The 21,518-nt window shown below is 58.4% G+C and carries 18 protein-coding genes; 1 reads left to right on the top strand and 17 read right to left on the bottom strand.

Features of this window, described 5'->3' with window-relative positions:
- Window positions 1-12: 12 nt before the first annotated feature.
- From A8B82_RS11190 to A8B82_RS11165, 6 genes are all read right to left on the bottom strand, one after another.
- Window positions 13-1,461 carry an aminomethyltransferase family protein gene (locus A8B82_RS11190; RefSeq protein WP_067292191.1) on the bottom strand — a complete coding sequence of 483 codons (1,449 nt, stop codon included), beginning with the start codon at window positions 1,459-1,461 and terminating at the stop codon, window positions 13-15.
- 170 nt (window positions 1,462-1,631) lie between these two features.
- Window positions 1,632-3,152: an indolepyruvate oxidoreductase subunit beta family protein gene (locus tag A8B82_RS11185; RefSeq protein ID WP_067292189.1), complete on the bottom strand. Its 1,521-nt coding sequence runs from the start codon at window positions 3,150-3,152 to the stop codon at window positions 1,632-1,634.
- Window positions 3,149-5,305, bottom strand: a complete 2,157-nt coding sequence (locus A8B82_RS11180) for a thiamine pyrophosphate-dependent enzyme (RefSeq protein ID WP_067292186.1) — start codon at window positions 5,303-5,305, stop codon at window positions 3,149-3,151. Before A8B82_RS11180 ends, A8B82_RS11185 begins: the two co-directional genes overlap by 4 nt.
- A gap of 26 nt (window positions 5,306-5,331) precedes the next feature.
- Window positions 5,332-6,636: a TRAP transporter large permease gene (locus tag A8B82_RS11175; protein WP_067292184.1), complete on the bottom strand. Its 1,305-nt coding sequence runs from the start codon at window positions 6,634-6,636 to the stop codon at window positions 5,332-5,334.
- Window positions 6,629-7,123 (bottom strand): TRAP transporter small permease, encoded by a 495-nt coding sequence (locus A8B82_RS11170; protein WP_161489452.1) that lies wholly within the window; start codon window positions 7,121-7,123, stop codon window positions 6,629-6,631. The genes A8B82_RS11175 and A8B82_RS11170 overlap by 8 nt, the downstream gene beginning before the upstream one ends.
- Window positions 7,124-7,144: 21 nt before the next feature.
- Complete coding sequence (locus A8B82_RS11165; RefSeq protein ID WP_067292179.1) at window positions 7,145-8,140, bottom strand: TRAP transporter substrate-binding protein; 996 nt, start codon at window positions 8,138-8,140, stop codon at window positions 7,145-7,147.
- Between the two features lie 204 nt (window positions 8,141-8,344).
- On the opposite strand from A8B82_RS11165, the gene A8B82_RS11160 reads away from it, so the two are divergent.
- Window positions 8,345-8,962 carry a TetR/AcrR family transcriptional regulator gene (locus A8B82_RS11160; RefSeq protein WP_067292177.1) on the top strand — a complete coding sequence of 206 codons (618 nt, stop codon included), beginning with the start codon at window positions 8,345-8,347 and terminating at the stop codon, window positions 8,960-8,962.
- A gap of 273 nt (window positions 8,963-9,235) precedes the next feature.
- Here A8B82_RS11160 and A8B82_RS11155 read toward each other — a convergent pair whose 3' ends face one another.
- From A8B82_RS11155 to A8B82_RS11105, 11 genes are all read right to left on the bottom strand, one after another.
- Window positions 9,236-10,552, bottom strand: a complete 1,317-nt coding sequence (locus A8B82_RS11155) for a TRAP transporter large permease (protein WP_067292175.1) — start codon at window positions 10,550-10,552, stop codon at window positions 9,236-9,238.
- On the bottom strand, window positions 10,549-11,079 hold the full coding sequence (locus tag A8B82_RS11150) for a TRAP transporter small permease (protein ID WP_067292174.1): 531 nt from the start codon (window positions 11,077-11,079) through the stop codon (window positions 10,549-10,551). The genes A8B82_RS11155 and A8B82_RS11150 overlap by 4 nt, the downstream gene beginning before the upstream one ends.
- Window positions 11,076-12,152, bottom strand: a complete 1,077-nt coding sequence (locus A8B82_RS11145; protein ID WP_235604674.1) for a TRAP transporter substrate-binding protein — start codon at window positions 12,150-12,152, stop codon at window positions 11,076-11,078. Before A8B82_RS11145 ends, A8B82_RS11150 begins: the two co-directional genes overlap by 4 nt.
- Window positions 12,149-13,003: a thioesterase family protein gene (locus A8B82_RS11140; protein ID WP_082899260.1), complete on the bottom strand. Its 855-nt coding sequence runs from the start codon at window positions 13,001-13,003 to the stop codon at window positions 12,149-12,151. The genes A8B82_RS11145 and A8B82_RS11140 overlap by 4 nt, the downstream gene beginning before the upstream one ends.
- Window positions 13,004-13,030: 27 nt before the next feature.
- Complete coding sequence (locus A8B82_RS11135) at window positions 13,031-13,813, bottom strand: crotonase/enoyl-CoA hydratase family protein (RefSeq protein ID WP_067292169.1); 783 nt, start codon at window positions 13,811-13,813, stop codon at window positions 13,031-13,033.
- Between the two features lie 2 nt (window positions 13,814-13,815).
- Complete coding sequence (locus A8B82_RS11130) at window positions 13,816-15,726, bottom strand: AMP-dependent synthetase/ligase (RefSeq protein WP_067292166.1); 1,911 nt, start codon at window positions 15,724-15,726, stop codon at window positions 13,816-13,818.
- Window positions 15,727-15,736: 10 nt separating this feature from the next.
- Window positions 15,737-16,531, bottom strand: coding sequence for an enoyl-CoA hydratase/isomerase family protein (locus A8B82_RS11125; RefSeq protein ID WP_067292163.1), 795 nt, complete (start codon window positions 16,529-16,531; stop codon window positions 15,737-15,739).
- A gap of 105 nt (window positions 16,532-16,636) precedes the next feature.
- On the bottom strand, window positions 16,637-17,419 hold the full coding sequence (pcaD, locus tag A8B82_RS11120; protein ID WP_082899257.1) for a 3-oxoadipate enol-lactonase: 783 nt from the start codon (window positions 17,417-17,419) through the stop codon (window positions 16,637-16,639).
- The gene (locus A8B82_RS11115; protein WP_067292161.1) at window positions 17,420-18,379 is read right to left on the bottom strand and encodes a dihydrodipicolinate synthase family protein; all 960 of its coding nucleotides are present in this window, start codon (window positions 18,377-18,379) and stop codon (window positions 17,420-17,422) included. It abuts the gene before it with no gap.
- 2 nt (window positions 18,380-18,381) lie between these two features.
- Window positions 18,382-19,257 (bottom strand): alpha/beta fold hydrolase, encoded by an 876-nt coding sequence (locus tag A8B82_RS11110; protein ID WP_067292158.1) that lies wholly within the window; start codon window positions 19,255-19,257, stop codon window positions 18,382-18,384.
- A gap of 85 nt (window positions 19,258-19,342) precedes the next feature.
- Entirely contained in the window at window positions 19,343-21,250 is a 1,908-nt protein-coding gene (locus A8B82_RS11105; RefSeq protein ID WP_067292156.1) for a flavin-containing monooxygenase, read from the bottom strand.
- Between the last annotated feature and the right edge of the window lie 268 nt (window positions 21,251-21,518).

Genomic DNA, 21,518 nt, shown 5'->3' with positions numbered 1-21,518 from the left:
CCCTTCATGCAGCTAAACATCGTCGAGCGATCCGCGCTTGATACCAATGTCCGACCGATAACTTTGCGCAGCTTTGGAAATAGGGCTGGGCGCGACGGTTGCACGAATCTTCACCTGGCGATGCGGTTCGAGATTGCCCGCGCTGCGGGACCCGCCGCCATCTTCACCCCAATGCAGGATCACCTCTGTACCGGGCGCTGCAAAGGCCTCGTCAATCGTCGCGAGCGACATCATCGCGCGCTCGTTCGCAGTATAGCCGGGATAGGTGGCGATACCGATCATGTTGTCGTCGGAATCCGTCACCTTGTCGTAATGCATCCGTGCGGTCGCAGCGAGAGGGATCGAAATGGGAAGCGGCGGGGTTTCGCCCGTATCTTCGAGCTGGCTCTGCTGTACCTTCATCACGTCGTCGGCATTCCAGACCAGCGTCACTTTCTTGCGATGCGGCTTGCCTGCCATCGCCTCCAGCGCATCGCGGCCGATGAAGTCGTGGTCGAACTTGATGATGTGCCCATAGTTCACATCGAACGGGGTCACATAATAATCTTCGATGTCGGAGGAATAGAAACTGCCGCCAAGCGACATGCGCATCGAGGCGTTCTTGTCCGACATCCAATCGCGGTAGCCTTTGGTTCCCTGACCCGTGTAGACTGCGGAAACGGGAACAGCCCACCACCCGGATTCGATCACTGTGGTGAAATAGGCGATGGACCCGACCATACGCAGACCATATTTGGCCCCGGCCTTTCGAAAAAGGCTTTTGACCGCCCGATATTCATCCCAGGGTCCGTAGATTTCGAGACCTGGCATTCCACCCATGGAGTGGCGCATGCCACGCGCCTTGTGCTCGCCCAGGTTTATCTCGGCCGATTTGAAGAACTTGATCTCCGGAAGCGGGCCGCCGTTCAGTTCTTCCAGCAACTCCCAGGCTTTCGGCCCCTCGACCTGAAACCGATAGAACTCCCGCTTCTTGGCCTTGTTGAGCGTCCACATCGGATCGCTTTCGGTCTTTACGTCGAAGTCGAGCACTTCCGCGTTGTATTCGACCCATTCATTCGTCGCCGGGTTGCCCACAACCATATAGTCGTTTTCCCCCATGCGATAGAGGATCGAGTCGCCGATCAGATAGCCTTCGGGCGAACAACAGACGAGTTGCTTTGCAGCGCCGATCTCGAAGTTTCGGAACGAATTGACGGAGAGGTACTGCGTGAATGCGAGCGCATCCGGGCCGCGCACATGGGTCGAGTTCATGTGATAACTCTGGTCATGCAGGGCGATGGCATTGCGCCAGGCCCACTGCTCGTCGCGCCAGGTCGTGAATTCCGGGCGCACGCCGTCGCCCGGCATCATCTGCGTAAAGATCGTCAGCGCATTCTTCGGCGCATTCCGGAAAAGGTGATCCGTCACGTTGGGGATGGTTTCGAGCAGATCGGACAACGATCTCGTTTTGTCAGCGTTCATCAGGTCTTCCTTCCAGTTCGGAACCGAACTGCAGTTATGCAGACCGGTGAAATAATAAATTCTATTGATCTATAGATTTTTGATCGTGTCAAGGTGTGCTGTCCCGCCAAAGCGACCTGCCCCCGCCACCGCGCAAGGAAGCACCCTTCGAGCGATGGCATTCGAGCGGCTCACTGCGGCCCGACATCAACAAAACCGCGAACAGTCGCCAACGCCCCGTCCAGCGCGGCACCGGACTCGTCTGCAAGAGCCGCCGCAATGAATCTCCGCGCCCAATCAGCCGCATCGGCGCGGCCCCGGACCAGCCCGATGCCTTCGATGACCTTGTCGTAGTGCCCGCTTCCGCGTGCGTGCGTGTCACCGTAGCCTTTTATCAGCCGCTGTGCGCGAACGACCTCGGTGGCGAGTGCCGGATCTTCTGCCACGATGTCGAACGCAAGGTCCCGCCATCGGGAAATCCAACGCATTTCCTGCCTGTGTCTGAAAAGTTTTCGCCGCCAGACAGACATCCCTGCGATGGCATAGAGAGCAAGGAAGCCACCTAACCGGTTGCTCGTGATCCGGCGCCCCTTGTTCAGGATTCGGTCGACCATCCTCTTGGCCCGCTCCGAACGGTCGATGCGTTCAGCAAGACCTGCCGGCAGGGTCGCGATGAATTCCTCACCGCGCGGATGCAGGAACTCGGTGACCCTATAGGTGGGCGTGGCTCCCTTGGTAAACTCCTGTTCGATGCGCGCGAACCGCGATGCGCGCGTCTTCAGGTCCGCTACGCGCAGAATGTCCATGTAGCACATGGCGTTGGCCAGATGTTTCGCAAAGGCTTCCGCAAATGTGCCATCGCGACCCCTTTCAACCGCATCTTCAACACCGTCGAGATATTCTTCGCCATAAGCGATGTCCTGGTAGTCCACGATCTTTTTCAGGCCCGCCTCAGCCATGGGTCGCACAGAATCCGGCAGCCCGCTCAGACGATGTTCAAATGCGTCAAGGCCCGAAGGCTTCACGGAAAGCCCCGTGGGTATTTCGTCTTTCTGGCCCGACACCGGCTTGAGGTCATAAGCCCGCGCGAATGCCAACAGATCGGCATCGCTACGGGCGTTTGCCTGCATGACACGCTCGAAAGCCGCCCTGTCGAATGGCAGCGCCTGGGACCCGGCAAGCGCGCCGAACATCACTGTCGAAATGTGGCTTCCGGTCTCGCTTGCCATTCGCTGCATGTCAAAGACGATGGATCGCTTCGCCTCGTCAAAGAGCGCGGATTGTACTTCATCAGGTTCGACCGTCCCGTCGCCCGGAACCGCTTTTTCCCCGATGGTGAGGATGCGGTGGTTCGACGCAAGCAGCAGCGTTCGGTCCGAGGTTACGATTCCGCGTTGAACGGCGCGCCCGGCCTCCATCAGTTCTGCGGCGATGACAACATCGACGTGCCCTTCACTCGGCATGAGCGAAAAGACGGGCGGCACCGACCGCCTTGGCGCAATCTCAACATAGTAGAGCGTTGCACCGGTTCTCTGCGCGACGCCCGGCACATATGTACTTTGCGCAAAATATCCGTTGGCCTCTGCCAGTTCGACGATCAGTTTCGTCAGGACCCCGCCGCCCTGACCGCCCACAGCGAGAATTGCCAGACTGATCAGCCCGGATTCCTGTGGCGTGCCCCGCCGCGCCGCGATGCGATCGAGCCGGGTCATGCAGCGTCCGTGTCGAATTGGACGCGGCCTGACGATCGACGGCGCTGAAGTGCCGCGATGATCCGGTGGCTGATGTTTTGGGCGTAGCGTGAGATCGCCGACGGGTTGTGTTCGACATCGACCCGGTAGAACGAGGGGCACAGCACCGCGGCATCCGCCACTTCACCGCAGGTCCCGCAACCGACACAGTCCTGGTCGATGTGTGCGACCGGATCGTCGCGCAACGGATCTTTCGTTTCCTTCAACGTGAGCGATGGGCAACCGGACAAGCGGATGCAAGCATGGTCGCCGGTACAGACGGCCTCGTCCACGCCAAAGCGGGGCACGGTCAGGCTTTCACCGTTGCGCAGTTTGCGTGCTCTCTCGGGCCGTTCGCGGCGTTCGCGGTTCAGCATGCATTCGGACGACGCGATGATGACCTTGGGGCCTTCGACATCCGTGGTCATAGCCTCGTGAATCGTCGCTTTCATCTTTGGAACGTCATAGGTCCGGTCGATCTGGCGCACCCATTCGACACCAACCCCGCGCACTGCTTTTTCGAGGGAGTGCTGTGTCGATTTTGTCGGGTTGTCGGCGCGGGACGAGAGAATGTCCTGCCCGCCTGTCGCTGCGGAATAGTAGTTGTCCACCAGCACGATAACCCCATCCGATTTGTTGAAAACCGCATTGCTGATCGAACTGGAAAGCCCATTGTGCCAGAAACCGCCATCACCCATGAAACTAAGGGTGCGGCGTCCCGACCCGGCGGCGCTGAAGGCGGCGTTGGAGGCAGGTCCCAGCCCGTATCCCATCGTCGTGCCGCCCAGATTGAAGGGCGGCAGGATCGCAAACAGGTGGCAACCGATGTCACCGGACATCTGTATGTCGCCCAAATCCTCCTGCACCAGCTTCGTGGCCGCCATGATCGGACGCTCCGGACAACCGATGCAGAATCCCGGCGGACGGGCAGGCACTGCCAAGGGGCGAAGGATCGGCGGCGGATCGTCGGGCACGTTGGGTGCCCTCAAAGCCGGGGTCAGCATGTCGGCAGCATGGACCCGCAGAAATCCGGTCAAACCTTCCTTCATTACGGAGCCAGTATATTCCCCAGCCATCGGAAGGTGCTCCTTGCCTTCGATCCGGGTCGCAAGCCTTGCCTTGTGGATCAGGGTCGTGACCGCTTCTTCGATGTGGTTGGGCTGGCCTTCTTCGATCACCAGGACGGCATCCTTGTCCCGCGCAAAGTCGATCACCTCTTCAGGCACCAAAGGATAGGTCACATTCAACACGTAAAGCGGTACATCGGTCTCTCCGTCCAGAGTGGCAAGGCCGAGATGCTGCAGGGCGCGCAGGACCTGGTTATACATCCCGCCTTGCAAAACCAGACCAATGGGCGCTTCACGCGGGCCGAAAACCTCGTTCAGACCGTATTCCTGGATGAAAGCCCGTGCTGCGGGCAGCCGCCTTTCGATCTTGTCTTTTTCCTGTTGATAGGCGGCCGGCGGGATCGCAACCTTGGCCAGGTCGCGACGCGGCTTTGCCTTGGCCTGCGCCGCCGTTGGACTTGGGCGTCGATTATTCCCCGCTTCGAACGAGCCATGGACATGACAGGCCCGAATACGCAGTTCGAAAATTACAGGCGTCTCCGTTGCCTCCGACAGTTCGAACCCTTGCCCCACGAGCTTGGTCATGGACGGCAGATTCGGGCGTGGATCGAGCAGCCAGACCTGGCTCTTCATCGCGAATGCATGCACCCTCTCCTGCATGATCGCAGATCCTTCGCCATAGTCCTCGCCGATGATGATCATTGCGCCGCCGGTCACGCCACCGGAGGCGAGGTTCGCAAGCGCGTCGGACGCGACATTCATGCCAACCGGAGACTTGAACGCGACCGCTCCGCGCAATGGATAATGAACCGAGGCTGCAAGCATCGCGGTCGCGGCGGCTTCGGACGCATTTGCACGAAACTCCACGCCCAGATCTGTCATCAGTTCCTCTGCATCGGCGAGCACATCCATCAACGCCGAAATCGGTGCGCCCTGATACCCGCCGACATAGGCGACACCTGATTCCAGCAGCGCCTTGGTGATCGCAAGGATGCCTTCACCTGAGAAAGTTTCCCCCTCGCCGAGACGAAGTTGCTCTACCTCCTTCTTGAATGAGCGTTCGGCCATTGCTCCGGCCTCCTTTCAGGATCCGCCTAGCGGTACATGGATTGCGGGATGAAAAGCGCGATCTGCGGGAAAGCGATGATCAGCACGAGGCAGATGATCATGGCGATCCAGAACGGCAGCACGCCCTTGAAGATCGTGGCAAGCGGAATGTCCTGTGCAATGCCCTTCACCACAAAGACATTGATGCCGACAGGCGGCGTTATCATCCCGGTTTCGATCACGATGACCAGGATCACACCAAACCAGATCGGGTCGAAACCGAAGGAGAGAATGATCGGATATGTGATCGGCAGCGTGATGACGAGCATGGAGAGCGCATCCATGAAGGTACCGAGCAGGATGTATGCGATCAGGATCACGATGAGCGAGCCCATCGCGCCAAGACCCAACGAGCCCAGTCCAACCGCAAGGCTGTCCGGCACGCCGCTGTAGGCCATGAAGATACCCAGAACGCTTGCCCCGATCACGATGAGATAAAGCATCGCCGTTGTGCGCACGGTCTCCAGGCAAACCTCGACGAACTGGCGCAAGGAGAGCGCGCGCATCGCAACGGCGAAGATCAACACCAGTCCTGCGCCGATCCCGGCGGCCTCGACAGGGGTGAAGGCACCGGCATAGATACCCCCGATTGAAATGACGATAACGGACACAAGCGGCACCGCGCCCCAAAGCGCACGAAGACGTTCGGTCAAGCCGACCACTTCGCCCTTCGGACCAGCGCTGGGGTTCACGCGCGTCACGATGATGATCGTGACGATAAACAGCATCATGAGCAAAAGCCCCGGCAATATGCCGGCCATGAACAGTTGTCCGATCGATTCTTCGGTCAGGATGCCGTAGACGACAAAGCCTGTGGAGGGCGGAATTAGGTAGCCCAGCGTCCCACCGGCCGCGACCGAACCGGCCGCCAGACCGCTTGAATAATTGAACCGTTTCATCTCCGGGATTGCGACTCGACCGATCGTGATTGCCGTCGCAACCGAAGACCCGCTAACGGCAGAGAACGCGGCACTGCCCAAGACGGAAGCAGAGGCCAGCCCACCGCGAAACCGACCGACCCAGGCATAGGCGGCATCGTATAGCCCGCGACTGAACCCGGTGACCGAGCAGATGTTGCCCATCAGGACAAAGAGCGGAATGACGATGAGCGAATAGGACGCGGCGGATGTATAGAATTCGGTCGTGAGCACGGCCGTTGCCGAACGTTCTCCGCGCAGGATCCAGATGCCGACGAACCCCGCGATGAGCAATGCCATGCCCACGGGAACGCGCAACGCCATCAGGACGAACATGCCGACCAGACCGCTCGTGCCGATCCATACGTCACTCATCTTGCGCCCGTCCCACGTTCAGCGTGTGGATCAGCTGGCCAAGCAAGACCACTGAAAAGGCGACCGCCCCCAGGACAATAAAGGCCTGCATGGGCCAAATCGGCAGATTCAGGATATTCGTCGCATCGCCGTACTGACGCGCATCCAGCATCTTGTCCCAGGCCCTGCGGATGAGGAAGGAAAAGACGGCAATGGAGGCGACGACATAGATCACTTCGCCGATGATCCGTCCGGTCCTGTTCAGGGCGCTGTCGAAGATATCCACCCGGATGTGACTGTCGGACGCACCGCAATAGGGAATAGCGCACATGATCATCCCCACCGAAGCGAACTGGACCAGCTCGGCACCGCCAAAGATCGGGGCATTGAAGACATAGCGGGACACGACCCCCGCCGCGACCATGCCGAGTATTGCGACGAGGAACACGCCTGAGAGCACGCCCAGCCACAAGGTAATCCGGCCGATTATGCGCGGCCGGACTTTCATGTTCGAGGACATTGCGGTGCCCTATTTCTTCAAGGCGTCAATGTAGTCGCGTGCGGGAAGTCCCTCGGCCTCGGCCCCGGCGATTGCATCTTCGACCACCGATGCGGCGGCATTGTTGAATTCCGCAGCGGCTTCATCAGACAGTTGAATCCACTCCTTGCCTTCGGCATCCTTGATCATCTGGGCCCCACGCTCGACACCGGCAAGTTGCACCGCCAGCCCGATGTCCGAGATTTCGCGCCCGATCTCATCCAGAGCCGATTGCTGCGCTTCACTCAGAGACTCGTAACGATCCCGGTTCATGATGAGCACGAAGGGCGAAATCGTACCGTTCATGCCGGCAGTGACGTAGTTTGCGACTTCGCCGAGGTTGAAAGCATAGGTCGCGGTCGTGTCGATCAGGACGGCGTCAACGACCCCTGTCTGGAACGCGTTGTAGATTTCAGGCGTCGGCAGAGAGACAGGGGAGCCGCCCCATGCTTCGACCATCAGCCCGGCGTTTTTCGAAGGGACGCGGATCTTCAGACCCTGGACGTCGGCGAGCGAGCGGATTGGCTCTTTCGAATAGAGGACATTTTCACCATTAGTCCAGATCGAGAGCAGCTTCACCCGGCTATACTCGTCCGAAATATAGTCGATATTTTCCCAGATCTTGGTCGTGCCGGTTTCCGAATCGATGACACCCGGCAGTTCCGTCAGCAAGGTCTTGGGGAAGTTTGAGGCCGTATACCCCGGCAGCGCAAAGGCGATATCGGCCACGCCATCCACAACGCGGTTATATTGCTCGACCGGCCCGGCACCAAGCTCTCCTCCCGGATAGATCTTGATCGTCATAGCACCGTCGGTCGCGGTCGCGACCTTTTCTGCCATGACGCCGTAAACGTCCGTCTGGTACGGGTGTTGCGGCGACAGGAAGTCAGCGAGCGCAAGTTCCTCGGCGACTGCACCAGTCGAAAGGGTGGCTGCGACGACGGCGCCAGCGGCGAAAGCAGGTAACTTCTTCAAAAGGTAATTCATGTGTTCCTCCAGTTTTATTGGCATTGATCCGCGCCAGGCACTCGAAATTGCGGAACTGCCGTTCCGACACCTCCTCCGAAGGGCAGTAAATTTATTCTATTGTTCAATAGAATTTTTGCAAGCGTCCTGTTTGCCCGCTTTCTCCGGCTGGTCGGTTGTCATTTGGGGCTCTATACTTGCACGGATGCGCATTGAGGGGATCGGATGGGCGACGAAAAGCTAAGCAAGACTTCAGGCGGCAGCGTCCGCCCCAGCAAGAAACGCGAGACCGAAGTTCTCGACGCGGCTGCCCGCGTCTTTGCCAGACGCGGGTATCATGGTACGTCGACCCAGGATATCGCCGACGAGCTGAGCATTCAGCAGGGCAGCCTCTATTACTATTTTCGTTCCAAGGAAGAAGCGCTCGAACTGGTATGCGCACGAGGGGCCGAAGGCTTCGTGGACCGCGCAAACAGGATACTGGAGTCCAAGATCAGTAACCGGGACAAGCTGACGAAACTGATCGCGGCACATTGTATGCCCCTGCGCGACAGCGCCGACTATATGATGACGTTTCTGAACGAAAGGAAATGGCTGGCCGGTGAAGCCCGTGGCAGGGTCCGCGCGGTGTCGCAGAAACTGGAACTCGCCTTTGAGACGGTTCTGCGCGACGGGCGCAGGTCGGGTGAATTCCGGGCTGAGATTGACCCGCGCCTGCTCACACTTGCGCTTCTTGGCATGGTGAACTCGGTGCCGCTTTGGTATCGCAGCAACGCCGCGACGCTGGAGGATATTCAGGACGCGATCTCGTCATTGGCATGTATCGGTGTCCTGTCTAGCTGAGCGGCTCTTCGATCACCCTTCGCTGCCCCTGAACAACTTGGCAATGCCGGAAAAACATATCGCGGCCAGGCGTCTGATCGATGCCGTCAAACGTCAGGCCCCTGGCGGGCGGCTCGTGGCGATCGTGCCGTTGTCGTTGCTGGCGTCAGGTCTATTCCTGCCAGGTCAGTGTTGAAAGGCGGCGGCACCGGATGTCCCGATGCCGCCAGTTGTTCGCCCGAAGGGAGACATTAGAGGGCGAGTTCTAATTGGAAATCTGTGGGTTACCTAAAATCACATCACGATCCAGGGAAGAACGAGAGCCACAGGTGGCACGAGAACGATCAGCGTCAGACGCAGGATGTCCACAATCCAGAAAGGCGTCACGCCCTTGAAGATTGTCGAGGTTGGTACGTCATCCAGTACGCTCTTCATGATAAAGACGTTCAGCCCCACGGGCGGCGTGATGAGACTGATTTCAGTCACGATCACCACAACGATACCAAACCAGATCGGATCCATGCCCAACTGCACCACTACGGGAAAAAATACCGGCACGGTCAGCACAATCATCGAAAGGCTCTCGAACACGCACCCCAACAGGAGATAGATCACAAGGATCATGCCTATGACGGCCAGCGGCGGAAGATTGTGTTCCGTGACGATGGCAACCAGGGTTTCGGGCAATCCTGCATAGTTGACAAAATTGGAAAATATCCACGCCCCCATGAGGATCGCAAACAAACCGGCCGTGGTGATCGCTGTTTCCACCAGAGCCTTGAGCGTACTGGCCCAAGACAACCGGCGCCGCAGCAGTGCAATCAGAAAGGTGCCCGACGCGCCCATGCCCGCTGCTTCGGTTGGGGAGAAGGTAAGGTTGAGCGGATACCAATTGAAGATACCGTAGAGACCTCCGATCATCATGACAAAAAGCGCAAGCACCGCGCCTATGCCACGCAACGCGACCCAACGCTGCATCCAACTGCTGCGCTCACCACAGGGACCCGCATCGGGGTTGCGTTTCACAACGAAAGCGACCGCCGCCAGGTAAAATACGATACCGATGAGTCCGGGCAGCAGTCCGGCAAGAAAAAGCCCGATGATTGAGGTCTGGGTCAGAAGCCCGTACATGACGAGGATGACAGAAGGCGGGATGAGAATGCCCAGCGTTCCACCGGCGGCGATGGAAGCGGTCGACAGTCCGTCATCATACCCGAACCGGCGCATTTCCGGCATCGTCACCCGGCTCATGGTCGCAACAGTGGCGAGCGAAGAACCGGATATTGCGGCAAACACCCCGCAGGCGACAATCGTCGCCATCGCAAGGCCGCCGCGCAGATGCCCGAGAAATGCATGCGCCGCCCGATAAATTTCGCGGCTCATGCCGGATTCGTTAACGAACAGGCCCATGAGAACGAAGAGCGGGATCACCGACAGGCCATAGTCGCGCGACGACTCTGTCACTATCCGTGCGGACATTGAAAGAGCGGCCGACATGTTGGTCTCAAATGCGAAGCCCACGACGCCGACAAGGCCCATGGCCAATGCGATGGGAACGCGCAGGAAAATGAACGCAAGGACGACGGCAAAGCCAACCAATGAAGGAATCACAGGGCATCTCCAGGGATCGAATCCAATGCCTCGTCTTGCGATTTGGCCAGCAGTTCGGGACGGGCAAGCAACAAAATTCCGCGCACGATCATGCAAAGTGCGCAAATGAACAGCCCGACAGTCGCCAGAAGCTGGAGCCAGCCGACGGGAATTCGCAGGTAGAGCGTCACCTCGCCATGTCCCAGCGTCCTTATCGCACCCTTCCAACAGGACCAGGATGGGGCCAAAAGGAGGGCCCCGAACAGGACGTTTATCAAGGCATCCCGCCAACGAATTATCAAAGGCGGAATCATCGCATCGAACAGATCAACCGTGACGTGACGATCCTGCATCGACGTGATCGGCAGCGCTATGAACACAATCATGATGAGAAGAATTTCCGTCAATTCCGCCGCCCCCGCGACCGGCGCGTTGGCGAAACTGCGCATCGTAACGTCGACGAAAGTGAGCAGCATCATCGCGAACAGTGAAGCCGCCGCCAGCCATAATGGCAGGCGGACGGCGGCAAATTTTGCAATCCGGGTCACCGGGAAGTTTCTTTCATGATCTCCGCTGTAATGTCTGCAAAGTCCTTCTGCGCAGCAACGGCATCGATCCCCTTGGCATTCACCACATCAATGATGTTGGCGCTGATTTTCTCGATGATGGGATTAAAAAGCTCGACGTCCTTGTCCGTTGCCTCGATGATTGGCAGCCCAGCAGCACGACTGTTTTCCAAGGCACTCATGTCGCCCTCGGCCCAAAGCTTGCCAAACAACCGCGACATCGGCTCACCGAAAAGCCCTTTGTCGAGTTTTGCCTGCAATTCCGGCGAAAAACTGTCCCAGGTTTCCTTGTTCATGAGAGCTGCAAAAGAACCACGATATAGACCGCCGGGATACAGGAACACAGCCGGCGCAACTTCGTCGAGATTAAAGCTGGTGCGGGCCTCGACGTTCATCACAACACCGTCTGCCGCACGGGCCGCCAGGGTCTCATAGACCTTTGTGCCCGGCACCTGGATGCCAATACCGCCCAGTTCATCGACAATCATGGAACCGACGCCGCCGGGGGAACGAACCTTCATGCCATTCAAATCGGCCAGGCTTTGGATCGGCTCTGCCGTATGAATTTGGGCAGCCCCATGCATGAACATGCCGATGGTTTTGAACTCGTCCTGTTCGCCAGCGGCCTTCAGATATTTGTCCCACACCCGCCAGTATGCAACCGAAGTCGCTTCGGCATCGCCTGCCACGCCTGGCAGTTCCACAAGCTGTGTCGTCACGAACCGGCCCGCATTATAGCCGTGAAAAATGAAGGTGATGTCAGCCGCACCGTCGGCAACAAGATCTGCCATTGCGGGCGGTGGCACGAGGTTGAGCTTGACTTCGGCGGTCAATTCTCCGTCCGACACCTCTTCGAGTTTCTTGATGAAGTCTGGCCACATGCGCTGGTTGAACACATGGGTCGGTGCGGCCCAGGACGCTATCACAAGCGTGCGCGTCTCCGCGTTGGCAACGCCTGCCGCCATTAATGTCGTCAGCGCCAGCGCGCAGAGTTTCTTGATCCGAATTTTCATATTTTCCTCCTCGTTTGATTGGACATAGTTTTGTAGTTTCAATGACTTCCTGATGGCATTCTCACACTGGCCAACTGAGTTCCCTGCGCGACAATTGCGCCCTCGCTGTCCCAAATGGTGCAATATTGGTCCACGCGCCCGCCTTGAACGAGGCCCGCCCGATAGCGAATTTGCACCGGCCCAGGGGCTGGCAGGGCACGCACATAAGCGGTCAATGTCAAAGTCGGCACCCAGGCAGTGGGTTGAATATCGAATGTGGCTGGCGGCAAGGCATCGAGGGCGAAGACAAGCGAGGTCGGATCGAAGTTTTCTCCGCCCGCCAGTTCAAGCCATCCGTCCAGACAGCCCCGCTCGCTTGGTGATCCGGTCATGAAACCCATTGACCGCTCATCCAGACGCAGGCCCAATTGCCCCATCATCGGCGAGGGGTAGCGCTCTGGTGTTGAGACGAACAAGTCGCACGCGTCATAGGCAATATTCGGACGGACCTCGCTCCCGCCGTCCCAGAATTGTCCCTCGCCGCTCCCTTTGGGGTTCAGAGTGCTGAGCCCTATGGTAGTCTCGACACAGGGGATATCTTGCTGCGTCATTGTAAGGCGCAATTGATCCGTCGAACGGCTTCGCCTCAACGGCACTGCCTCAATCGCGGCGTGGCCGAACTGTGGTTTATTGAGAAAATGGGCGGTCATTGAAACGACATGCGGCTTGTCGCTCGCGATCAGACCAGCCCGCACCAAACTGGCCAGAATATACCCGCCACTGGGCACACCCGCAGTCGACCAGTTGGGATCAAGGTCGGCCCTAAAACGAAGGTCGCCCTCTGCAACAACGGCCGTCACATCGGCAAAGGATTGCACATTCCTTGACATCAAAGGATATTGCTCCGGCAGCAACGCAACTCCCGATCTTTTGCGTGGCGCTCATTCATCATCGAATTCCGGCGTCCATGGGCTCATAAAGGCGTTGATGCCCTTCCTCCCATCCGGGCTGTTGAAGGTCTTTTCCGCCAGTGGAACCATTTGCTGCTCTGCGGCTTGTTCACCGTCACGCAGCGCGCTTCGGGCGTTGTCCAACACTGCCCTGATCGCCGAGGGCGATTGGCGGGCTATGCGTTGCGCTATGGCCAGCCCACGCGTCAGATGGTCTCCATCGGGCACCACTTCCTGCACAAGTCCGATGCGATGTGCTTCTTGCGCGTCGAATTGTTCTGAGGTCAAAAGCCACCGCATCGCGTTGCCCCAACCGGCCGCACGCGGAAGGCGAAGGGTCACGCCCCCGAATGGAAACAATCCAAGACTTGGCTCCAACTGTGCGAACGTCGTGGATTCAGAACAAACCACGATATCCGTGGCGAGTAGCAATTCAATTCCAAGGGTCAGGCACTTCCCGTGAACCGCCGCGACCAGAGGCTTGGAGAGGCGCTGACCATCGACCTGAAATGGATTGATCCCACCGGGTGCCACAATTGATCCGCCAGCCTGCACATGCGGCGCGACGGCAGCCAAATCCATGCCCACGGCAAAATATTTGCCCACGCCATGCAGCACACCGACGCGCACTGACGGCATGCTATCGAACTCCGCATAAGCCAGCGAAAGCTCGTGAAAGAGCCTGAGGTTGAACGCATTGGCCTTTTCGGGTCTGTCGATCCCGATCAGCAGGACATCCCCAATCTGTTCAAGTGTTACATGCTTGTAAGTCATACTTATACTTCTTCCGTGTTCGGTCCCGTTCGAACCTGTCGGGCAAGATCAGCCGGGATCGGATTTGCGGAGGGAGACGTTGCATACATCGCGTCGATGATGCTGGCGTATTTGCGCTCAACAACCTGGCGTCTAATTTTCATGGTAGGGGTCATTTCGCCCGTGCGGTTTGACCATTCATCCGGGATCAGGGTGAACCGCTTGACCTGCTCGGGGCGTGAAAGCCCCGCGTTGCATTGATTGATCAGGCGTTGCGCGTCTTTGAGAATTTCCGGGTGGTTGACCAGTTCGGCAATCTCACCAGAAATGCCGAACCGGGCGGCAAGATCTGTCAATTCCCGTTGTTTTACGGTGATAAGTGCTACGATGTAGGGCCGCTGGTCGCCAATCGCCACCGCCTTGTCGATGAAACCTTCGTCAGACAATCTGCTCTCAATTGCCACTGGAGAGATATTCTTTCCGGAGGAATTGACGATCATTTCCTTTTTCCTGTCGATGATATGCAGCCGGCCAGCATCATCAATCGTTCCAACATCTCCGGACGCCAACCAGTCGCCGCGATAGAGACCGGATTGCGCGTTGGACACCTTGCGATAGCCGGGCGTGTTCCCAGGGCACCGGATGAGAATTTCGCCATCTTCGGCAAGCTTGATGTCACAGCCCGGAAGCGGTGTGCCAACGCTGTCACGCGATCCTCCCGGACCCCTTTCCCAGGTGGCGATGCCCGTCGTCTCAGTCATGCCGTAGGCTTGGGTGATATCAACGCCAATTGACCCAAAGAACCGCTTGATACTGTCTCCCAGCGGTGCCGCGCCGCTTGTCCCGAAGACAAGCTTGTCGAGTCCCAGTTCCACGCGCAAATCATGCAAGACGCCTTCGCGGGCATGGAGGGCCTGCATGCGAAGGTCCGACGGCAGGGGCGCATCGGTCTGACGAAGGGTCCAGGCCTCAGTCAAGGTCTGGCGGTCTCGGGCCAGGTCTGCGCTGCGGGGGCGATAGGTCTCGGACGCGAGGCGTTGGTCAATTGTATCCTTCAGCTTTTCCCAGATTCTGGGAACGCCCATAAAGAAGCTGGGGCGATGAAGCTTCAGAGAAGCGCCCAACTGCGATGGATCGGAGCAACAGAAGACATGACCGCCAGCCTTCAACGGAAAGTACAGACTCCAAAGACGTTCCGCGATGTGCGCCAATGGCAGATAGGAGATCGCGCGATAGCTCGGGGCGAACAAACCCATGCGCTCCCAAGAGTCGAGCTGCCAACAGATGTTGCCGTGTGTCAGTGCGACGCCTTTTGATGCGCCGGTTGTACCGGATGTATAGACATAGGTGGCGACGCAATCTTTCACATCAGACGACGCCTGATCGGACAGTCGCGACCGGTGCGACTCCAGCTTCCGCGCCCCGGTTTCAAGAAGGCTTTCCCAGGATATGCCCCGCTCATTCGGCTGAGCTGGCGCGACGGCATCAGAGATGGTTTTTGGCGATGTCTCCGCAACGGCGTCGAGGTTCACAAGCCAGGGACGCTGCCCATCGGCAAGCGCCCCGCGTATCCGCTCTCGCAACTGCTCATTGGCAACCACAATAACGGATGGATTGGCGTCCTTGAGCACATGGGCAAGCTGATCGTCAGCCAGCGTCGCATACAATGATACCGACGCTGCGCCACACTGCACCGCCGCCAGGTCTGCCACATAATGTTCCAGGCAATTGCCGGCGAAAATTGCCACCGTGTCACCGCTGACAACGCCCAATTCCAATAAGCCGGCGGCCGTCAACTCGGTTAGTCTGCGATATTCGGACCAACTGGTTGTTTCGACGCCCTCTGCGGTCAACACTGAAATGGCAGGCGCACTCGGCTGTTGTTCTGCCTGACGTTCCAATAGATGGATGATGCTGGTTTCAGACGAACGCATTCTGCTCTCCCTATTTGCCATCGAAGACAACTACGGATGGGTCTGACATGAACTTGCGGGGACCAATCGACATGATCATGTCCACGGCGCTTTGCATGTCCTGTGTTTCAAGAAGGTCCGGCGCGATCTTCAAAAGAAGCGCATCCAGCTCCTGCAACCGCTTTGCCCCCGCGCTGCGGGACAGCTGTTTTGTGACGACATGCGCGGCGGTCGGGCCATTGGCAATCTTGTTGGCAATGGCAAGTGCGTAGTCCGCAAAGTCGTCTGCCGACTGTACGGATTGGACAATATTCCATTGTTCGAACTTGTCAGCCGTATAGAGATCACCCGTCATTGCGATTTCGAGTGCGCGCGCTGATCCACATCTTTCGGCAAGGCGGTACACCCCACCCATGAACGTCGTGCCGCCCACGCGCACCTCGATTTGACCGAACATCGTGTCTTCACGCGCGACGATCAGATCGCAGGCAAGGGCAAGTTCGAGGCCACCGCCCATACATTGCCCGTGGACGGCAGCGATGACCGGAACCGTCAGCCCTTCAAGCGCCTGCACCGCACGCAGCAGGTCAGTGAAAAGCGCCTGCGCTTGCTCCGTGCTCATTCCCTTGAAGACGGAAATGTCAAAGCCGGACGCAAAAACCTTGCCGCGCGTGCGCAGCAACACCGCACGCGCGCCGTCACGAGAGGACCTCAGGACGGCCTTCTCCAGATCCGCATAGGTGTCTGGATTCAATGCGCCGGTGCGATCGGTCGAGAGCGAAATGATCGCCAGACCGCCGGACAGCTCGTAATCAACTTGTGACACGACAATCCTCCAATATGATTGACTGGTGGCAGCGGGCAATGGCCCGGCACTGACCTGCAAAGACCAGTGCAACACGATGTTTACGCCGCCTCGTGAATGATCTGTTCACCGGACACCTCGCGCGTATTCTTCGATATGTTCGCGCAGAAGCCCCACGAACAACTCTGGCTGTTCGACGTTGCACAGGTGCGAAGCGTCCGGGATTTCCTGATACACTGCGCCTTCAATGGCCGACGCCAGCTTTTGACCATCTGCCGGGGGGGTGGCGACGTCATCCGCCCCCGCAATCACCAGGGTGGGAGCCTTGATATCAGCGGCAATCTGCGCGCCGTCGAATCCTGCTAGAGCGCGGCAAGCATCGGCATAGCCGCGGGCGTTCATGCCCCTCATATGCTCTGTTTTTGCTGCAACGACCTCTGGTTGGGCTGCACGGAACCGGGCATTGAACCAGCGCGAAACGGACGCCTCGGCAACGCCGGCCATTCCCTCCGCCAAGACCCGGTCAGCGCGCTCATTCAGGGCACGCGGCGTTAGAATTGTGAGCCCTGTAGAGGCAAGAACCAGCGCATCCACGCGCTCTGCATAGCGTGCTGCGAGGCTTTGGCCTATGACCCCTCCGATCGAAAGTCCGCAATAGGCGAACGTCCGAACCCCCAGCGCATCGGCAACGGAGATCACATCATCAGCGAAGGTATCAATCGAAGGCGAGACCTCACTGAGCGGTGACTTTCCATGTCCGCGAAGATCGAATGTCACGGTGTTCCATGTCGCGCCAAGCGCTTCAAGTTGCGGCTTCCACATCGACCCGTCGGTTCCCAGAGATGAACCGAAAATCACGGTTGGCCGGTCGGACCGAAATTCAGTTTCGTAATGCACGTCCATCAACATTTATCCTTTTTGATTTTCGTCCGACTGCCCCTGATCCTCAGGCGCAGGGTTCAGATACGACGACATCAGATTTCGGATTTTCGCGAAGGCTTCCTTGTCTTTCGTGATCGACCGAACAGGAAAACGGGGAACGCCTGCATCAACGCCGCTCGCGAACATCAGGGCCTTGATCTGGGCGTGCCAAGGCTGGCCTTGCGGCAGAATACTGATCACGTCGGATTTGAACTGGGTGAAGCGCCGAACCGTCTCGCGAGCAGCATCAACCTGACCGGACCACACAAGTTCGAACGCGGTTGCCAACTCCTGCCCCAGCGGCATGCCACTGCCAATTTGTCCGCGGCCAAACCCCTGAGCGAAGAGTTCGAACGCCTCGGGCTCCAGCACATCTGAAAACAACGCCCGCTCTTTGCCCAGGGTACGAAGTGTCTCCAGACGGGCTGCATTGCTGGGCGTGTTGTCCTTGACGCCGACCACGCCTTCGATCGTCTGAAGCCTTTCGAGCAGTCGCGTTGGAATATCCACGCCTGCTGTGCCGGGCACGTTGTAGATAAGCACAGGCAGGGGCGTATTTTTGGCGACATCCGCAAAAAAGGCGACGACATCCTCTTCGGTCAATCGCCTGGCGGGTGGGATGGTCACCAGAACGCCATCCGCACCGGCCGCATGTGCATGTTTGCCCAGACGCAGGGACTCTCTTGGGTCAATGCTTGAAATGCCGACCAGCAAAGGCAAGTCGGTCGGAACAACGGCCCTTGCCGCTTCTACAACTTGCTCTCGCTCCTCGATTGTCTGGGCGAACCACTCGCCGGTGGTGCCATTCACGACCAGGCCATGCGGCTTGGTGGCGACGAACCAGTCCAACGTCGATTTCAAGCGCGCAAGATCCAGAGCCCCGTCCACATCAAAGGGTGTGGGCGATGCGGCAAAATATCCGCGCCATTGTTCATGATGGATGGCCATGTTCAGTTCACTCCTTCAAAAACGGAATTGACCCCTGCCGAGGGCTGAAGGTTATTCTCGAAGAACCGACGCAGGATCTGTGCTGTCGCTTCGGGGTGCGTGATATTTGGAGAATGCGCAGCATCGACCCGAACGGTGGTCCCGTCTTTCAGATGGGCAGCGAGCTTTTCTTCCCAGCCCTTTTCAAGCATCCGATCCCTGGCGCCAGCAATCAGGAGCGTGCGGGTCTGGCTCAGGGACAGGCCGTCAGGCAGGTCCCACTTGGCGACCTTGTCTTTGTCGGTCAGAGCCGGATTGCGCAACTGTGGCGCGGCCATGGATTCCCATTGGCCCGGACGCATGCTGCTGTCGAACCGGTCGCGGGCATGCGCCTCATCTCCGAAATTGGTGCCCAGCACCCAGGAATCGAGCTGCCGCGCCGCCTCGATACTCGGTTCATAGTCGAAGGCACCGGCAATGCCCTCGGGCGTTCGAAACGGTCCACCAGTGCCGGAAATGCTGGTTGCCGACAGCATGCGCCATGCCGTCTCGGAGCGGAGGCTGAGCCGCAGCACCATGCCGCCGCCAAAGGAGTTGCCGACGAAATGCGCCTTCCCGAGATCAATCGCGTCAAAGAAGGCCGCCAAATGGCGCAGACGGGGCTCATAAGGATTTTCGCCGAAGAAAACAGCTTTGTCTGTCCCGCCGAATCCCAGCATTTCGGGCAATATCAGGCGGTAGTCGTCCGCAAGATGCGCAACAAGCTTGCCATAGCTGTTGAGCGCATCGCCACCGAACCCGCCTTCATGGATCAAAACCACGGGCGTCGCGTCGGCCTTGCCACCCTCAAAGTAGCGCGTGCGCACCGGTCCGAGCTTAATGTTGTGTTCTTTCAGCATATCAAGATCCGTATTGTTGTCTGTGGTTCAACCGCCCGAAGAACCCGACCGATCCGAGCGGGAAGTTTGGTCAACAGGCTTGCGTTCAAGTGCTCATCGCCACCTGGACATTGCCGGAATAGACGACCTCTCCGGGATCGACGTCGCGCGTGATTTGCCAATATGTCAGCAAGGAATACGGCCAACTCGCCGTCACGACCCCACGGCTGTTGCGATACCAGCTGTTCACTTCAGCCGCGCCCCAGGCCATCTTGCGATTGCCTTCATCGACCCAGCGCGCGAACTGCTGGTATGCCTCTTGCGTCGGTTCGACACAGGCGGCCCCCTCCTCCAGCAATGCTCTGATCGACTGGTTGATGTAGCGAACAGCGGACTCATGTATGAAGGTCTGGCTTCCAATCGCGACCAGAGACGTGTTCGGTCCTCCGATACAGAACAGGTTGGGGAACCCCGGAACCGTGATACCAAGATTGGCGCGCGGCTCGTCTCCCCAGAATTCGCTCAGCAAAAGCCCATCCCGGCCCCGAACTTCGAATGTGCCAAGGAAATCCGTCGCATTGAAGCCAGTGGCGTAGATGATCAGGTCGCTCGGGACGTGCTCATCGCTGTTTGTGACGATGCCATCCTTGTCAAAACGGGCGATCCCGTCTGTCACCAGCGAGACATGCGGCGATCGCAGCGTGCGGGCCCAGACACCATTGTCGCGCAGCATCCTTTTGGCGCCGACGGGATACGCCGGTATGGCACGTTCCGCGAGCGGGTCGTCGGCCTCATACTGGCGTCGAATATGCGCCTCAAGGCTCGCCCGGAACCTTTGATTGGCCTCTGAAACTGATCCCGGCTCACGCCAGTCAGGATCGGCCTGAGTCAGCGCGTATTTTCCGATGGTCGAATGCCAGAACTCCCAAAGACGCTGCCAGCGGTGATAGGTCGGGAGCACATCTGACAGCCAAAGTGCCTCGGAAGAGACCTCGTCGTGATAGGTCGGCGTTGGCAGCATCCAGGGCGCGCTGCGCTGGAAAATCGCCAATGAAGCCACCTCGTCAACAATCGACGGAGCAATCTGATAGGCGCTGGCCCCGGTCCCGATGATGCTGACCCGCTTGCCCTTAACGTCGATCCCGCTATGCCATTGCGCCGAGTGGACAGTCTCTCCCTTGAAGCGGTGATCGTCCGTGATTTTTGGGATTTTTGGCTGATTAAGGACGCCAACCGCGCTGATCAGTACGTCGACTGTCGTGCTACGCTCGGCACCACTCGCCAGATCGCGAATGGTGAGGCACCAGCTGGCGTCATCCTGCTGGAACTGCGCGGCCAGGACCTGACTATTGTACTCGATATGGTCGTTCAGACCCTGGTCGGACGCGAAATCATTGTAGTAGCGGACCAGATCCTCTTGCCTGGTAAAGAAATGGCTCCAATCCTTCCGCTGCGCGAACGAATAGCTGTAGGCAAGCCTGCCTGTATCCAGCCGGCAACCCGGATAGGTGTTCTGCCACCACGCGCCGCCAGCGCCTTCATTGCGATCGTACAAGACGAAATCCACACCGGCACGCTTCAATTCGCGCGCCATCGCCAGGCCGGATTGACCCGCGCCAATAATCCCAACCCGGAATTTTCTGTCAGGGGCAATCTCCGACTTCTGCCAGGTCGGCCAATCGGCCTCGTCACCGAATTCATCCTGCATGAGTTTCGCATATTCCTGCGAACCAGCGGTCATGAATTGAATGATTTCCTGCGTTGGAATCTTCGACCCAACATCGCCGTTCTCCAGAAGCTTCTCCAGGGTGACAGCGATACGTTCACGCGCGGCCTTGACCGCCATTTCGCTTAGGCCCCCATGAGCCGGAACCGTGATCAGTTCCGCATCTAAATGGGGCATGAAACTATCGTCGAGCAGGCTTCTGTCGCCGCTGGACTCAGCAAGGGCGCACAACAGCGGAATCACCTCGCCAGCCTCGACGTATTTTCTCAAATTTTCCGGGATGCTCACTTTTGAAACTCCTGAATGATGCCCTGATGCGCGACTTTCGAGCTCTTGGTCACGCCGCAGATCGGCGTCAGACGATTTGTTCGCGGAACGGAGAGAGGAATGGGGGTTCATTGCAAAGAACCAGACTTATCGACGGGAATGTCGGGCTTGCCCTACAACCTGGAACGCACAATGGGTCCGAGGTGAAGCGCACGCGTCGCTCGAAGCAACGTCGGGCCAATGCGCCACGCACAGTGGGCCGCGCTGATCAAACACCCGCGCATGATTT

Origin of the sequence: Sulfitobacter sp. EhC04 (genome assembly GCF_001650875.1) — a bacterium.
GTDB lineage: Bacteria > Pseudomonadota > Alphaproteobacteria > Rhodobacterales > Rhodobacteraceae > Sulfitobacter.
Note: the sequence above shows the minus strand (reverse complement) of the source record. Positions and strands in the feature narration are given on the sequence as shown.

Bases quoted from the DNA above. Each gene is read 5' to 3' on its own strand.
- A8B82_RS11130 (WP_067292166.1), bottom strand. From the start codon at position 15,726: ATGCGTTCGTCTGAAACCAGCATCATCCATCTATTGGAACGTCAGGCA.
- A8B82_RS11160 (WP_067292177.1), top strand. From the start codon at position 8,345: ATGGGCGACGAAAAGCTAAGCAAGACTTCAGGCGGCAGCGTCCGCCCC.
- A8B82_RS11190 (WP_067292191.1), bottom strand. From the start codon at position 1,461: ATGAACGCTGACAAAACGAGATCGTTGTCCGATCTGCTCGAAACCATC.
- A8B82_RS11135 (WP_067292169.1), bottom strand. From the start codon at position 13,813: ATGACTTACAAGCATGTAACACTTGAACAGATTGGGGATGTCCTGCTG.
- A8B82_RS11165 (WP_067292179.1), bottom strand. From the start codon at position 8,140: ATGAATTACCTTTTGAAGAAGTTACCTGCTTTCGCCGCTGGCGCCGTC.
- A8B82_RS11180 (WP_067292186.1), bottom strand. From the start codon at position 5,305: ATGGCCGAACGCTCATTCAAGAAGGAGGTAGAGCAACTTCGTCTCGGC.
- A8B82_RS11115 (WP_067292161.1), bottom strand. From the start codon at position 18,379: ATGGCCATCCATCATGAACAATGGCGCGGATATTTTGCCGCATCGCCC.
- A8B82_RS11170 (WP_161489452.1), bottom strand. From the start codon at position 7,123: ATGAAAGTCCGGCCGCGCATAATCGGCCGGATTACCTTGTGGCTGGGC.
- A8B82_RS11185 (WP_067292189.1), bottom strand. From the start codon at position 3,152: ATGACCCGGCTCGATCGCATCGCGGCGCGGCGGGGCACGCCACAGGAA.
- pcaD (WP_082899257.1), bottom strand. From the start codon at position 17,419: ATGTTGATGGACGTGCATTACGAAACTGAATTTCGGTCCGACCGGCCA.
- A8B82_RS11175 (WP_067292184.1), bottom strand. From the start codon at position 6,636: ATGAGTGACGTATGGATCGGCACGAGCGGTCTGGTCGGCATGTTCGTC.
- A8B82_RS11110 (WP_067292158.1), bottom strand. From the start codon at position 19,257: ATGCTGAAAGAACACAACATTAAGCTCGGACCGGTGCGCACGCGCTAC.